The organism is Bosea sp. OAE506 (assembly GCF_040546595.1).
Taxonomy (GTDB): domain Bacteria; phylum Pseudomonadota; class Alphaproteobacteria; order Rhizobiales; family Beijerinckiaceae; genus Allobosea.
Genome location: NZ_JBEPOB010000001.1, coordinates 2,703,760 through 2,718,322, shown reverse-complemented (window position 1 = coordinate 2,718,322; position 14,563 = coordinate 2,703,760). Strand labels below are relative to the sequence as shown.

At 69.4% G+C, this 14,563-nt stretch carries 12 protein-coding genes and 1 pseudogene; 4 read left to right on the top strand and 9 right to left on the bottom strand.

Going from position 1 to position 14,563, the window contains the following annotated elements; translation table 11 throughout:
* Positions 1 to 21: 21 nt before the first annotated feature.
* From ABIE41_RS13240 to ABIE41_RS13220, 5 genes and pseudogenes are all read right to left on the bottom strand, one after another.
* On the bottom strand, positions 22 to 1,425 hold the full coding sequence (locus tag ABIE41_RS13240) for a flagellar hook protein FlgE (RefSeq protein WP_192640865.1): 1,404 nt from the start codon (positions 1,423 to 1,425) through the stop codon (positions 22 to 24).
* Positions 1,426 to 1,626: 201 nt separating this feature from the next.
* Positions 1,627 to 2,637 (bottom strand): YcjF family protein, encoded by a 1,011-nt coding sequence (locus ABIE41_RS13235; protein ID WP_192640864.1) that lies wholly within the window; start codon positions 2,635 to 2,637, stop codon positions 1,627 to 1,629.
* Positions 2,634 to 4,038 (bottom strand): annotated as a pseudogene (locus ABIE41_RS13230) (YcjX family GTP-binding protein). Before ABIE41_RS13230 ends, ABIE41_RS13235 begins: the two are co-directional and overlap by 4 nt.
* A gap of 55 nt (positions 4,039 to 4,093) precedes the next feature.
* The gene (locus ABIE41_RS13225; protein ID WP_354192190.1) at positions 4,094 to 4,609 is read right to left on the bottom strand and encodes a SixA phosphatase family protein; all 516 of its coding nucleotides are present in this window, start codon (positions 4,607 to 4,609) and stop codon (positions 4,094 to 4,096) included.
* Between the two features lie 21 nt (positions 4,610 to 4,630).
* On the bottom strand, positions 4,631 to 5,326 hold the full coding sequence (locus tag ABIE41_RS13220) for a TetR/AcrR family transcriptional regulator (protein ID WP_192640863.1): 696 nt from the start codon (positions 5,324 to 5,326) through the stop codon (positions 4,631 to 4,633).
* Between the two features lie 100 nt (positions 5,327 to 5,426).
* Between ABIE41_RS13220 and ABIE41_RS13215 the strand changes: the two genes are divergently transcribed.
* On the top strand, positions 5,427 to 6,692 hold the full coding sequence (locus ABIE41_RS13215; RefSeq protein ID WP_192640862.1) for an ABA4-like family protein: 1,266 nt from the start codon (positions 5,427 to 5,429) through the stop codon (positions 6,690 to 6,692).
* A gap of 39 nt (positions 6,693 to 6,731) precedes the next feature.
* On the opposite strand, the gene ABIE41_RS13210 is transcribed toward ABIE41_RS13215, so the two are convergent.
* The gene (locus tag ABIE41_RS13210; protein WP_192640861.1) at positions 6,732 to 7,637 is read right to left on the bottom strand and encodes a cell wall hydrolase; all 906 of its coding nucleotides are present in this window, start codon (positions 7,635 to 7,637) and stop codon (positions 6,732 to 6,734) included.
* 149 nt (positions 7,638 to 7,786) lie between these two features.
* Positions 7,787 to 8,632: an AAA family ATPase gene (locus ABIE41_RS13205; protein WP_192640860.1), complete on the bottom strand. Its 846-nt coding sequence runs from the start codon at positions 8,630 to 8,632 to the stop codon at positions 7,787 to 7,789.
* Positions 8,633 to 8,844: 212 nt separating this feature from the next.
* Here ABIE41_RS13205 and ABIE41_RS13200 point away from each other — a divergent pair, with 212 nt between their 5' ends.
* Positions 8,845 to 10,635: a cation:proton antiporter domain-containing protein gene (locus ABIE41_RS13200; protein WP_192640859.1), complete on the top strand. Its 1,791-nt coding sequence runs from the start codon at positions 8,845 to 8,847 to the stop codon at positions 10,633 to 10,635.
* On the opposite strand, the gene ABIE41_RS13195 is transcribed toward ABIE41_RS13200, so the two are convergent.
* On the bottom strand, positions 10,574 to 11,653 hold the full coding sequence (locus ABIE41_RS13195) for a glycosyltransferase family 4 protein (RefSeq protein WP_354192186.1): 1,080 nt from the start codon (positions 11,651 to 11,653) through the stop codon (positions 10,574 to 10,576). The genes ABIE41_RS13200 and ABIE41_RS13195 overlap by 62 nt on opposite strands.
* Positions 11,653 to 12,483 (bottom strand): UDP-2,3-diacylglucosamine diphosphatase, encoded by an 831-nt coding sequence (locus tag ABIE41_RS13190; RefSeq protein ID WP_192640858.1) that lies wholly within the window; start codon positions 12,481 to 12,483, stop codon positions 11,653 to 11,655. The genes ABIE41_RS13195 and ABIE41_RS13190 overlap by 1 nt, the downstream gene beginning before the upstream one ends.
* A gap of 124 nt (positions 12,484 to 12,607) precedes the next feature.
* Between ABIE41_RS13190 and ABIE41_RS13185 the strand changes: the two genes are divergently transcribed.
* Together ABIE41_RS13185 and ABIE41_RS13180 are read left to right on the top strand one after the other, a co-directional pair.
* The gene (locus tag ABIE41_RS13185; protein WP_192640857.1) at positions 12,608 to 13,387 is read left to right on the top strand and encodes an SDR family oxidoreductase; all 780 of its coding nucleotides are present in this window, start codon (positions 12,608 to 12,610) and stop codon (positions 13,385 to 13,387) included.
* Positions 13,388 to 13,594: 207 nt separating this feature from the next.
* Positions 13,595 to 14,524, top strand: coding sequence for a DMT family transporter (locus ABIE41_RS13180; protein ID WP_192640856.1), 930 nt, complete (start codon positions 13,595 to 13,597; stop codon positions 14,522 to 14,524).
* Positions 14,525 to 14,563 lie beyond the last annotated feature (39 nt).

Here is a 14,563-nt window from a genome sequence, read left to right as displayed (position 1 = left end):
CCTCATCCGTTCCGAAAACCGTCAGCGGATGATGCTGAAGACGTCGCGCAGCATCTCCTGCGCGGTGGTGATCACCTTGGTGTTGGCCGAATAGGCCTGCTGGGTGACGATCATCTTCGAGAATTCGTCGGCGATGTCGGTGTTCGACTGCTCGATATTGCCGCCGATGAGCTGCGAGGTGCCCAGACCGATGATCGGCGGGCCGGATTCGATGGTCTCCTCGAAGGCGCCGCCATCCAGCCGCTTCATCGCGTTGTCGGCGTTGAAGCGGGCGACGGAGAGCTGCGCCAGCGCGACCACCTGGCCGTTGCTGAAGGTACCGATCACCTGCCCGTCGGCCGAGACCGAGGTGCGGTCGAGCGTGCCGGCCGTGTAGCCGTCCTGCCGGATCGAGCGGGCGTCGATCTGGCCGCTGACGTCGCCGTTCTGGGTCAGGCCGTTGCCACCGGTGGTGACCTGGACGCCGGTGATCGTCGTGCCCGCGATGGTCATCGTCGGCAGGGTGATGTTGCCGCTCGCCGGCGCGGTAAGCTGCCCGGTCGGGCCGAAGGTGACGCTGGTGTTGGTGTTGCGATAGGCCGTCGCGCCACCGGTGGCAGCCGTGTTCTCGGCGACGAAGAGGTTCCAGGTGTCGACGGTCGCCGGCGGGCCGGCCGAGGCGTTGGTCGTCTTGGCCCAGCGCAGCTCCACGCTCGTCGCCTTGCCGAGCGAGTCGTAGACGGTGACCGAGCCGCCGGGGATCGACTGGTTCAGGAAGCTCGTGATCTCGCTGCCGATGACGACACCGGTGCCGCCCTGCGTGGTCGAGAGCGGGTTGCTGGTGAAGCCCGTCGGGCTCAGCAGTTCCGAACCGGCGACGGTGGGATTGGAATTGGCGTTGTTGGTGCCGGGCTTCGCGGGAATGTTCGCGCGATACTCGATCGAGGTCGTCGCCTTGGCCGGGAACTGCTCCTTGGTGATGCGCAGCACCTCGGGCTGGGTGCCGATGAGCTGGCCGGTGACCGTGTCGATCTTCAGGCCCTTCAGATAGTAGCCCGCACCGTTCACCAGATAGCCGTTGGCGTCGAAGTCGAAATCGCCGCGGCGCGTATAGAGGTTGCTGTTGGCGAACTGGGTGTTGCTGCCGAGCCCGCTCAGGCGCTGGTCGACAACGAAGAAGCCGTCGCCGTTGATCGCCGCGTTGGTGTCGATGCGGGTGGCGGTCAGGTCGCCCTGGATCGAGTTCGTCGCCTGGCTGTAGGCCGTCACCGAGCCGGAGATCTGCCGGTTCAAGGCCGAATCCGGCACCAGGTCGGAGAAGGTCGTGTCGACCCGCTTGAAGCCTGCGGTCCTGGAGTTGGCGATGTTGCCGGAGATGTTCTCGAGCGCATAGGACTGCGCCTGCATCCCCGAAACCGCTGTGGTCAACGCACTGAAGACGCCCATGTAACCCTCACCTCGACCGGCGCCCTCATCGGGCGGCCCTCAACTGTCGAGGCGATCATTGCACGCCATGTGCCACGGCATGACGCGTTTGATTTCAGGGACTTGGATGGTTTCCGGACTGTTTCGGACCGGTTTCCGCCGGGTCGTTTTGGCCGTCCCCGGCAGATTTTGCCGGGAACCCCGCGCACAGGCCCGCCGGTCTTAGGCGCCGGAATCCTTGCTGCCGCCCCAGGAGCCGAGATCGCCCGCAACGTCGCCCAAGGTCGGCGGCGCCGCCTCGACGAAGGGCAGCGGCCGGCACACCGCCAGCGCCGCCAGCCCGATGCGCGCGGTCAGCAGCCCATTCAGCACGCCCTCGCCCAGCTTCGCCGAGAGCCGCGCCGCCAGGCCCTGCCCCACCACCTGCTGGATCACGGCGTCGCCCGCCGCGATGCCACCGGTGACGACGAGATGGCCGAGCACCTGCCGGGCCAGCCGCAGCAGGCCGAGCGTGCCGGGCCGGCCGGCATAGATGCCGGCGATCGTCCGCAGCAGGCGCGCGCAGGCGACGAGCACGAAGACGATGTCGATCAGCGCGCGCGGGCTAACGGCGGTCACCAGCGAGACGCGCCGCGCCGCCTGGGCGATCTGCGCCTGCGCCAGCGCGTCGAGCGGCACCATCAGGCTGCGCTCGGCGACCGTCAGCACGTCGCGGGCCGCAAAGAGCTGCGGCAGGCTGTCGGCGAGCTGGGCGCGGCCCTTGGTCGTCTCCGCGCGTGTCCCGTAGAGCGCCGTCAACTCGGCCGCTACGGCCTTCGCCTCGTCGACGCTGCCATCCGCCAGAGCCGCGGTCGCCCGCAGCCTGAGCGCCTCGACCTTGCGCTCGCGCAGGATGTCGCGGATCACGCGCCCCAGTATGACCGCGAGCGCCAGCGCGGCCAGGGCGGCGCAGGCGAGAGCGGCGTAGCCCAGCACAGGGCTCTGGCTCATCAGCCAGGCGATGGTCTGCTCGGCCCAGACACCGAAGGCGAGCGCCAGGAAGCCCGACAGCCCGGCGACGAAGAGCCCGCCCCAGGACCAGCGCCGCTTCACAGGCGCCACGGCAGCCGGCTCGACGACATCGATCGGCTCGCTCTCTGGCAGGACCGCGACGTCGCCCCGGCCCACGGCGGGGTCGAGGCCTCCCTCCGGTCCAGCCGGATCGAGACGGATCGCGCGTGGCGCCTTGCTCATGCCAGCCGGTCTCCGATCAGGAACTCCAGGGCGCGGTCGAGCCGGATCTGCGGCGGCGGCCTCATGCGCCCGCCCGCATCGGGCGCGACCAAGGGCGGCCGGAAGCGCGGGGCCCGGATCTGCCAGCTCGCGGCGGGATCGAACACGGCCTCGGGCCGCTCCGGCAGTTCGCCCGGAAAGATCGCGGCCTCGCTCAGGCCGTCGAAGGCTTCGCCGGCGACGATCTCGCCCGCCTCCGGCACGCCGGCAATGGCGGGCAATTCCTCGCGGCCCTGCCGGATGCGGACCTCGCGCGTCGCCCGCACGGCAGCCAGCGCCATCGAATCGACCCGCGCGCCTGCGCCCTGGGCGCGCGCCGCGGCGCGGCCGACGAGATGGCTCATCACCGCCGCCAGCCGGTCATGGCTGCTGTGGTGGACATGGTCGGCCTTGGTCGCGGCGAAGAGCACCCGCTCGATGCGGGGCGCAAACAGGCTCGACAGCCAGGAATTGCGCCCGACCTGGAAAGCGGCGAGCGCCTGGCCGAGCGCGGTCTCGAGGTCGGCCAGGGCCGGCGCCCCGGCATCGAGCGCGGCGAGCACGTCAACAAGTACGATCTGCCGGTCGAGCCTCGCGAAATGGTCGCGGAAGAACGGTGCCACCACGACACGCTTATAGGCCTCGAACCGCTCCGCCATCAGCCCGGCGAGCGTGCCGGCCTGAGGCTCCGTATCGGCGCCGAGATCGAGCGGCGCGAAGGTCAGGGCCGGCGAGCCTTCGAGGTCGCCCGGCATCAGGAAGCGCCCCGGCGGCGTCACCGCCACAGCCTCGGGATCGGCCCGCAGCCGCGCCAGATAGGCCTTGAACAGATCGCTCGCGGCCTCGGCCGCCATCTCATCGGGCGCGCCCGCCGGATCGCGCCCCGGGAGATCGGCGAGCCAGGCCGCCGCCGCCTCGCGACGATGGGCCTTGCGCGCATCGCCCACCGCCTGGCGCGACCATGTTTTGTAGTCCTGCCCGATCAAGGCGAGATCGAGCAGCCACTCGCCGGGATAGTCGACGATGTCGAGCGTCAGCGTCGCCGGGCCCTTGAACCAGCCGGCGGCGCGCTCATAGTCGATCTCGACGCGCAACTCGGAGATCCGCCGCGTCGACTCCGGCCAGCGCCGTTCCGGCCCCGACAGCGAGGCCCGGTGGGCCTCATAGGGAAAGCGCGCGGATGTCCGGGTCGGGCTGCGGCACGAGGCGCACGCGGGCGATCCGCCCCTCGCCCGCCGCCTTCAGCACCGGCAGCGCGGCGCCCTCGATCAGGTTCTGGATCAGCGCCGTGGTGAAGACCGTCTTGCCCGAGCGGGATAGGCCGGTGACGCCGAGCCGCAGCCGCGGCCTGGCCATGCCGAGAAGGGAATCGCCGAAGGCCAGCGCCGCGTTGCGCGCCTCGTCGAGATAAGAGCGCTCGCTCACGACGGGGACAGGCTCACTCGTCCGGACCTTCGCCGAGCGAGGCCGGCGTCACGAAACGGTCGAGCCGCCCGCCCCGCGCCGCGACATCGCGCCAGTCCTCGACCGCGAAGTCGAGCACGGCGAGACCGCAGGTCGGGTATTTCTGGCTCATGCGGGCCGCCGCATAGCGGTCGCCATGGCCAGTCAGCAGCGTCGCCAGTTCCTCGAAGCCGGGGTTGTGGCCGATCAGGAGCAGGGTCTTCACCTGCGGCTCGGCTTCCTGGATGACCTCGAGCAGGCGCTGGGTCTTGGCCTCATAAATGCGCGGCTCGTGATGCACCGCCGGCTTCTCCGGCAGCATCGGCGCGACGAGTTGCCAGGTCTCCTGCGTCCGGCGCGCCGGCGAAACCAGCACGAGGTCCGGCAGCAGCAATTCCTCGGCGAGATAGCGCCCCATTACGGGCGCGGCCTCGCGCCCCCGCGTGGCGAGCGGCCGCTCGCGATCGGCCACGCCTTCGGGCCAGTTCGATTTCGCATGGCGGAGGAGCATCAGGCGTCGCATAGCGGCCATCTAACCATCGTGCCGCAGATTTGCGAGAGCCGCGTCGGGCACCAGCGCCTCGCCGAGCAGGCGCATCAGCCGCTGCGAGAACAGCTCGAGCAGGGCTTCGCCGCTATCCTCGCCGACCAGAAAATCGAACTGGCCGTCGATCAGCAACGTCGTGAAGCCGTGGGTCACCGACCAGACCAGCAGGATTTCGGCGAAATCCGGCGACGCCGCGGTCTCCGACGGCAGCGGCCCCGGCGGCGGCGCGGCCAAGCCGGCGCGGTGGGCGCGGGTCTCCGCAACCAGGATGCCGAAGGCCCGGGCCCCGGCGCGCTGCATCTCGGGATCTTCCTTGTCGAGCTCGCGGCGTCCGAACACGACGCGGAAACGGCCCGGCCGGGCGAGCGCGGTCTCAAGATACGCCCGGCAGATCGCCGCGAGCCGGCAACTGCCTGTAGCGCTCGCGCGCGCCGCGGCGGCGTCCATCGCATCGGAGAGATCGTCGAAGCCGAGAGTCGCGACCGCCGTCAGGAGTCCGGCGAGATTGCCGAAATGATGCGCCGGCGCCGCCGCCGAGACGCCCGCTCGCCGCGCGCATTCGCGCAGCGTGAAGCCGCCGACGCCCCGCTCGGCGAGCACGGCCTCGGCGGCGTCGATCATCGCCTGGCGCAGGTCACCATGGTGATAGCCGTCGCGCCCCGCTCCCCGCTTCTCTGCCATTCCGTCGGTCTCCTGCGGCCGCAGCCGCTCATCTTGACAGCATCAAGATAGCGCCTTACGCCAGAGGAACAACTTGACACTGTATAGATGAGGGATGGTGATGGGCCCGCTCGACCTCGACGCCGCCTTCTCCGCAGCCGGCGCTCTGGCGATGGCGGGCTGGGCGAGCCTGATCCTGCTGCCGCGCTGGCGCGGGCTTTCCGTCCGGCTGGCCGGCCTCGTCATCCCCGCGATCCTGTCGCTCGGCTATGCCGTCCTCATCCTCATGCATTGGCAGGGGGCCGTCGGCGGCTTCGGCTCACTCGATCAGGTCGCCGCGCTCTTCGGCTCCCGCCCCCTCCTGCTGGCCGGTTGGATCCACTACCTCGCCTTCGACCTGCTCGTCGGGAGTTGGATCCTGCGGCGCGCGCAGGAGCAGTCCATCGCGCATGGCCTGATCGTGCCGGTCCTGCTGCTGACCTTCCTCTTCGGCCCGCTCGGCTACCTGACCTATCTCTGGCTGGAGGCGAGCATCCAAAGCGGCCGCGACGACCGGATCGCGCGGCTGCAGGCGCGGCTGCCGGCCTGGCTGCGCGCGCTGGAGATCGAGCCGCGGCTGGCCGCCGCCGCCTTCGCCATGCTGGTCCTGGCGCTGCCGCTGGCGCTGGCCTGGGCGCTCGACCCGCGCCTGTTCCAGGGGGTCAGCACCTGGATCAAGCCGCTCAAATTCGCGCTCTCGGCGGCGCTGTTCCTGCTGACGATGGCGTTGTTCGTCCCGCTCGCCAGCGATCGCTTTCGTGCCAGCCTGGCCGGGCGCTACCTGATCTGGCCGGTGATCGTCCCGCTGATCGCCGAGGTGCTCTACATCGCCTGGCGGGCCTCGCGGGTGGAGGCCTCGCATTACAACACCGACAGCGCGCTCGGGGCCGCGCTCTACAGCCTGATGGCGGTGGGCGCGGTGATGTTCACGGCCGCGCCTGCCGTGCTGGCCTATGGGCTCGCCCGCCGCGACGCGTTGGCGATGCCCGCGGTGCTGCGCTGGTCGCTGGTCGGCGGACTGGCCCTGACGGCGGTCCTCGGAATCGTCAGCGGCTTTGCGATGGGTGGCAGCCCCAGCGGGCATTATGTCGGAGCCGTACCTGCGGTCCACGCCACGGTTCCGTTCCTCGGCTGGTCGCTCGAGGTGGGCGATCTGCGCCTGCCGCATTTCCTCGGCCTGCACGCGCTGCAGTTCGTCCCGCTCTTCGGGCTTTTGGTCTGGCGGCTGACGCGAGCGACGCGAACGGGCCTGCTCGCCGTCGCGGCCTTTGCGACGGCCTATGCGGCGGTGACGCTGACGGCGCTGGTCGCCGCGCTGGGCGGGCGACCCCTTCTGGGCTGGGCCTGATCCCGGCGCATGAGCCTGCGACGGCTCAGGCGCCGCCGGTCAGTCCTGCCTGAGGCTGCCGCGCAGGCCGCGGCTTTCCAGCATGAGCGAGGCGACGCGCAGATCGCGGGCCTCCGGGCTGGCGGACGCCGTCTTCCGGGCCAGGCCGAGATCCATCGGCCGGCCGGGCGGCAGCGGGGCGGTGACAAGCACATTCGCCGCCAGAGCGACGGGCGCGACTGCGGTCGGCGCCTGGGGCGCGAAGGCGAGCGGCGCGCTGGCGAAGGAGGTCGGCACCGAGGAGGCGCTGGTCTCGATCGGCGCGGAGGTGCCGGCGAGCTGGTAGCTCGGCTCCTCGATGCGGCGACGCTCGGGACGCTCGCCTTTCACATAGAAGGCATTGCCGCCGGCGACGGTGACGTAATGCATGTTCGGATAGGAGAAGCGCAGGCCCGCCATATGGAAGTGCTTGGCGTTCCCGACGGCCTCGTTGCGCTTGCCGGCCAGGATATCCTCGGCAACGGCCGCGACCTTCGGAAGGTCGCGCGGCGACATCGACCGCGTCAGTACGCCCGGCGCGAATTGCCGCGGGGCGCCGACGACACTGCAGATCGTCTCGGGGCTGCGCGCCGATTCGACCCGGTTCAGAACCACCGTGCCGACGCCGAGAAGGCCCGCATCGCTGGAGCGGTTCGATTCGAAATACATCGCGCGGACGAGGCATTCCTTCTCGCGCGGATCGGCCTTGGCCAGCTCGATCGCCTGCTTGCGCTTCTCATGGGGCGCCTTCGCAACAGGGGTCGGCTTCGTCGCGGCGGTCTCGACCGGCGAAAGGCTGCAGGCACCGAGCGCCGGAGCGGCCAGACCGATCAGCAGCGGGATCGCCTTGCGGCGATGGCGGTGGAGAGGGCCCACGGAACGGACAGCATCGGCGGCAGTCAGGTCGGCAGCAGTTTTGGCGCGCATCGAGCGGCGGCCTCCTGGTTTCGGGCGGCGGGCCACCGCAGACGGCGGCCCCTCGTCACCGGCAAGGAACGCCGGATGTCTTAACAGAAAGTTAATGTCGGGAGGAAGAGGCAATGGCGGGGCCGCCGCGGCGACGCCGAACGGCCTCGTCAGCGCCCCTCGCGCCGGGTCATGAACGCCAGCTTCTCGAAAAGCGAGACGTCCTGCTCGTTCTTCAAAAGCGCGCCGTGCAGCGGCGGGATCAGCTTGCGGGGATCACGCTCGCGCAGCATCTCCGGCGTCATCTCGTCGGCGACGAGCAGCTTGAGCCAGTCGAGCAGCTCCGAGGTCGAGGGCTTCTTCTTCAGGCCGGGCACCTCGCGCACCTCGAAGAACAGCTTCAGCGCCTCCTCCATCAGCCGCTTCTTGATGCCGGGGAAATGCACCTCGACGATAGCCTGCATCGTCTGCGCGTCGGGGAAGCGGATGTAGTGGAAGAAGCAGCGCCGCAGAAACGCGTCGGGTAGCTCCTTCTCGTTGTTGGAGGTGATGATGATCACGGGCCGCTGCTCTGCCCGCACCGTTTCACCGGTCTCGTAGACATGGAACTCCATGCGGTCGAGCTCGAGCAGAAGGTCGTTGGGAAATTCGATATCGGCCTTGTCGATCTCGTCGATTAGCAGCACCGGCCGCACCGGAGCGACGAAGGCCTCCCAGAGCTTGCCGCGCCGGATGTAGTTGGCGATGTCCGAGACGCGGGGGTCGCCGAGCTGGCTGTCGCGCAGGCGGCTGACTGCGTCGTATTCGTACAGGCCCTGCTGCGCCTTGGTCGTCGACTTGACGTGCCAGGTGATCAGCGGCGCGCCCAGCGCGGCCGCGATCTCCTCGGCCAGAACCGTCTTGCCGGTGCCGGGCTCGCCCTTGACCAGCAGCGGTCGCTGCAGCCGGATCGCGGCATTGACCGCCACCGTCAGGTCCTCGGTGGCGACATAGTTCTCGGTGCCGGTGAAACGCATGCGCGAGCCTTCTGAACGGGAGCGCCGGACGCTAGCCCGGAAGCGTCCGTCAGGGAACCGCCTCGCATCGGCCTCGGACAAGCCGGCGATGCTAAGCCCTCAGCCGGACAAGCGAATATCGCCGCGATGCTGCGCCGCAACGGTTGTGTCGGCGTGGTCGAAACCGCACAGTCCGCCTGCCCCTTCTGTCCCCGCGAATCGCAAGGCGCCCCTTGGCCGCGACCGTCGACCCTTCCGTCTACAAGGATGCTGCCGTGGTGCTCGCGACGGCGGGCGTCATCGTGCCCTTCGCCAAGAGCTTCAAGATCAACTCGGTCGTCGCCTTCATCGCCTGCGGCGCGCTCCTCGGTCCGTTCGGCCTGGGTGGGCTCGTCTCCTCGATCCCGCTGCTCAGCACCATCACCGTCTCTAGCCCCGAGGCCCTCGCCGGCCCCGCGGAACTCGGTGTCGCCTTCCTGCTGTTCGTGATCGGGCTCGAACTCTCCTTCGAGCGCCTCAAGACCATGCGCCGCCTGGTCTTCGGGCTCGGGCTCGGCCAGATCGTCCTGTCGGCGGCGGCGATCGGCGGCGTCGCCTACGCGCTGGGCCAACCGACGACGGCGGCGCTGATCATCGGCTTCGGCCTGGCCCTGTCCTCGACGGCGATGGTCGTCGAGCTCCTCTCGGCCAAGAAACGGATGACCTCCTCGGCCGGCCGCGCGAGCTTCGCCGTGCTGATCAGCCAGGACATCGCGGTCGTGCCCCTGCTCTTCCTGGTCAGCGTGCTCGGCGCGCAGGGCGGCGGCGGCTCCTTGCTCGCGGGCCTCGCCCAGGCCCTGCTGCAGGCCTTCGCCGCCATCGCCTTGATCGTGCTGGTCGGCGGGCGGGCGCTGCGGCCGCTGTTCCGCCTCGTCGCCTCGACCGATTCCTCCGAGAGCTTCATGGCGGCGACGCTGCTGATCGCGCTCGGAACCGGCATGATCGCCGCCGCGGCTGGTCTCTCCATGGGGCTGGGCGCCTTCATCGCCGGGCTCCTGCTGGCCGAGACCGAATACCGCCGCGCCATCGAGGTCACGATCGAGCCGTTCAAGTCGCTGCTGATCGGCGTTTTCTTCCTCACGGTCGGCATGGGCGTGAACCCGGCCGAGATCGCGGCCCATCCCTTTGCCATCCTCGGCATCGCGGTTGGCCTCTTCGCCGCGAAATCGCTGCTCGTCTTCGGCCTTGCCCGGATGCTGCGCCTGTCGAAGGCCACCGCGCTCGAAACCGCCATCATGATCGGGCCGGGCGGAGAGTTCGCCTTCGTCCTGCTCAATGGCGCGGTTGCCGCGAAGTTGCTGGATCAGGCGCCGGCGAGCCTGGTTCTCGCCAGTGTCTCCCTGACGATGATCGCCCTGCCGCTGCTCGCCCGCCTCGCGCGCAGCCTGGCCCGGACGCTGGCCGTGCCCGTGGCGTTGCCCGACGAGGCGAAGATCCTGCCGCCCGACGACCATTCGGCGCGCGCGCTCGTCGTCGGCGGGGGGCGCGTCGGCCAGCTCGTCGCCAGCATGCTGGAGGAGCACAAGCAGCCCTATATCGTGATCGACGCCGACCCGACGCTGATTTCAGCCCAGCGCCGCGCCGGCCGCCCGGCCTTCTACGGCGATGCGACGCGGCCCGATTTCCTGCGCCTCTGCGGCGTCATGGAAGCGACGACGCTCATCGTCACCATCGACAATCCCCGCGCGGTCGATGCGATCGTCCAGGCGGCGCGGCAGTTGCGGCCCGATCTCGTCATCGTCGCCCGCGCACGCGATTCCGACCATGCGCGCCATCTCTACCGGATCGGCGTCAACGATGCGGTGCCCGAGACGATCGAGGCCAGCCTGCAGCTTTCGGAAGCCGCACTGGTGGGGCTCGGCGTACCCATGGGTTTCGTGATCGCCTCGATCCACGAGCGGCGGGACGGCTTCCGCGCGCTGCTCAAGCCGTCAGATGGTGCCGCTCCCGGCCTTCCGCGGCACACACGCTCGCGAAGGCTGTAGCGTCCGGCGCTACATGGGGCCGCGCCACGCGCCGGATATGGCCGTAAAACTGCGCCGCGCTGGCCTGCCAGCTGTGGCGCCCCGCGAGGTCGAGGCAGGTCTCGCGCGGAATGCGCAGCGCCTGCAGCGCCGCCGCGCGCAGATCCTCATGCAGCACCGCCGCGCCGCTGCCGGCGAAGACGTCGCGCGGACCCTGGACCGGGAAGGCCGCGACCGGAAGCCCGCTCGCCGCCGCCTCCAGCAGCACGATGCCGAAGGTGTCGGTCAGGCTCGGAAAGACGAAGACGTCGGAGGAGGCGTAGATGGCGGCCAGTTCCTCCCCCTCCTGCGTGCCGAGGAACACCGCATCGGGATAGGCGCGCTGCAGGTCGGCCCGCGCCGGCCCGTCGCCAACCACGACCTTGCTGCCCGGCAGCCGCAGCGAAAGGAAGGCATCGAGGTTCTTCTCGACCGCGACGCGGCCGACGCTGAGGAAGATCGGGCGCGGCAGGTCGAGCACGCTCTGCGGCCGCGGATGGAACAGCGAGAGATCGACGCCGCGCCCCCAGCGCACGATGTTGCCGAAGCCGTGCTGGCGCAGCTCCGCCTCGACGGTCGCTGTCGAGACCATCACCGCAGCGGCCGGCCCATGGAAGCGCCGCAGGAAGCCGTAGCTCCAGCTTTCCGGGATCGGCCAGCGCGCCACGACATATTGCGGGAAGCGGGTGTGGTAGCTCGTCGTGAAGACCCGCTTCTGCGCGAGGCAGACGGCGCGGGCGAGCCAGCCGATCGGCCCCTCGGTCGCAATATGGACATGGTCGGGCGCGAAATCGGTGATGCGTTCGGCGATGGCGCGCTGCGTCGCCAGCGCGATCCGGATATCGGGATAGCTCGGCAGACCGATCTGGCGGAAGCCGTCCGGCGTCAGCATCTTCGTGGTGACGCCGAAATCCGGCCCCGCCTCCGCCATGCGCTCGAGCGAGCGCACCACGCCGTTGATCTGCGGACGCCAGGCATCCGTCGCGATCATCACCCGCATCAGGCGGCTTCCACCAGCGCCGGAACCGGAGCCGGCCGGGCCGGGACGACCACGGGAATCGCCGTCTGCCCCTTCAGGCGCCCCTGCGGCCAGCGGATCATCTCGAAGCGGCCGTCGTGATGCTCGATCACGGCCGTGCAGCTTTCGACCCAGTCGCCGGTATTGATGTAGGTGAGCCCTTCGATCTCGCGGAAGGCGGCATGGTGGATATGGCCGCAGACGACGCCGTCGGCCTGGTGCCGGCGCGCCTCGGCAGCAAGGCAGGTCTCGAACTCGCCGATATAGCTGATCGCGTTCTTGACCTTGTTCTTGGCCCAGGCCGAAAGCGACCAGTGCGGCAGGTTGAGCAGCCGCCGCACCTTGTTGACGACGGTGTTGGAGGCGAGCGCCAGCGTGTAGGCCCAGTCGCCCAGCAGCGCGAGCCATTTGGCGTTGCGCACGACGAGGTCGAACAGGTCGCCATGGATGACGAGCAGACGCTTGCCGTCCGCCGTCTCGTGGATGACCTCGTCGACGATGGTGATGCCGCCGAACTGGAGGCCGGTGAAATCGCGCAGGAAGTCGTCGTGATTGCCGGTGACATAGACCAGCTTCGAGCCCTTGCGGACCTTGCGCAGCAGCTTCTGGATGACGTCGTTGTGCGACTGCGGGAAGTACCAGCCGCTCTTCAGCCGCCAGCCGTCGATGATGTCGCCGACCAGATAGATCTGCGGGGCGTCGTAGGCGCGCAGGAATTCCAGCACCAGATCGGCCTGCGCCCCGCGCGTACCGAGATGCAGGTCCGAAATGAAGATGCTGCGAACCTGCTTCGCGTCGTCCTCGTCGCTCATGCCGTCGGGCCCGTCTCGTTGCGATGCGTCCGGCATGTGTCTGATTTGCGTTGCGCTTTGATGACGGGACCCGCGATCCGTGGTCTCACTGCCGCTCGATAAGAAAAGCCTCCGGAGGAATGCGATGGATCTGGGAATTTCCGGCCGCACGGCCATTGTCTGCGCCTCCAGCAAGGGGCTCGGCCGCGGCTGCGCACAGGCGCTCGCGGAAGCCGGCTGCACCGTCGTCATCAACGGACGCGACGGCACGACACTCGAGGAAACAGCCAGCCAGATCCGTGCCAGCACCGGCGCAACCGTGGTTCCCGTCGTCGCCGACGTCTCCACCCGCGCCGGGCAGGACGCCCTGCTCGCCGCCGCCCCCGAACCCGACATCCTGGTCAACAACAATGGCGGCCCTCCGCCGAAACCGTTTCGCGATGTGTCGCGGGAGGCGCTTCTGGAGGGCGTCGTCCAGAACATGGCGACCCCGCTGGAACTGGTGCAGCGGGTGGTGGACGGCATGATCGCCCGGCGCTTCGGGCGGATCGTCAACATCACCTCGGCGAGCGTGCTGACCCCGCTGACGGGGCTCGACGTCTCCTCGGCCGCCCGCGCCGGGCTGACCGCCTTCCTGTCGGGCGTGGCTCGCGAGGTCGCTCATGCCAATGTCACCATCAACAACATCCTGCCCGGCATGTTCGACACCGACCGGCTGAAAAGCGGGCTGACCAAGATGGCGGCGATGAAGGGCCTCAGCGTCGAGGAGATGGCGAAAGCGCGTCGCGCCGACGTGCCGGCCGGGCGCTTCGGGGAGGCCGACGAGTTCGGTCGGCTCTGCGCCTTCCTCGCCAGCGCCCATGCCGGCTACATCACCGGCCAGAACATCCTGATCGACGGCGGGGCGTTCCGGGGGAGCTTTTGAGAGCCGGCTCGATTCCCTCAGCCCTCACCCTGCGGAGCGCTCCTCATGGATCAGGGCTGGGGGCAATCGGGGCGGCGGGCTCTGGACCCCGCCCTCCCGCGAGCCGCCTAGCGGGGTTGCAGCCTCGGCGCTTTGAGGGCCGGACTGGACATGATCTAAGGAACGCGAAGCGGGGCGCCTCCCGCGCTCTCCCACCGCGCCGGTCCCTTGTCCCCGCTCCTCGGCATCAGCCTGAAACTGCTTTCGGCCCTGGCCTTCACGCTGATGTCGGCCGGCATCAAGCATATGTCGACGCGCTATCCGACCGGCGAGCTCGTCTTCTTCCGCTCCTTCTTCGCCCTGATTCCGCTGCTGATCTGGCTGGCCTGGCGCTCCGAGCTTCCGGGCGCGCTCAAGACCCGCAATCTGCGCGGCCATCTCAAGCGCGGCGTCATCGGCTCGACCGGCATGTTCTGCGGCTTCGCCGCGCTGCAGTTCCTGCCGCTCTCGGATGCGGTCGCGCTCGGCTATGCCGCGCCGCTCGGCGTCGTTGTCCTGGCCGCGCTGGTGCTGAAGGAGCGCGTGCGGATCTATCGCTGGAGCGCAGTGACCATCGGCTTCGTTGGCGTTCTCATCATGCTCTCGCCGCATCTCTCGGCAGGAACGCTGTCGCAGGGGCTGAAGGGAGGCCCGGCGCTCGGCGCGGCACTCGGCCTCGCCGGCGCCTTCTGCTCCGCCTTTGCCTCGATCGAGGTTAGGCTCCTGACCAAGACCGAACCCACCGGCGCCATCGTCTTCTACTTCATGCTGCTGACCAGCGCGCTCGGTCTGATCACGCTCGCCTTCGGCTGGCGCATGCCGGACCTGACCGAGGCCGCCATGCTGGTGGCGATCGGCATTCTCGGCGGCTTCGGACAGATCCTGCTCGTTCAGGCCTACCGCTTCGGCGACGCCTCGCTGATCGCGCCCTTCGAGTACTCGACGATGATCTGGGCCGTGCTGATCGGTTGGTTCGTCTTCGGCGAGTGGCCGGTTTCGACCATCCTGATCGGCGCGGCCATCGTGATCGCCTCGGGAATCTGCGTCATCCTGCGCGAGCAGCGCCTCGGCCTGCTCAAGCGCGAGCAGCGCGAAATCAGCTCGACCCGCCCGACCTGAGCCGCGCGCGCCTGTTCCGCGCCACTGCGGCGGCTTGCT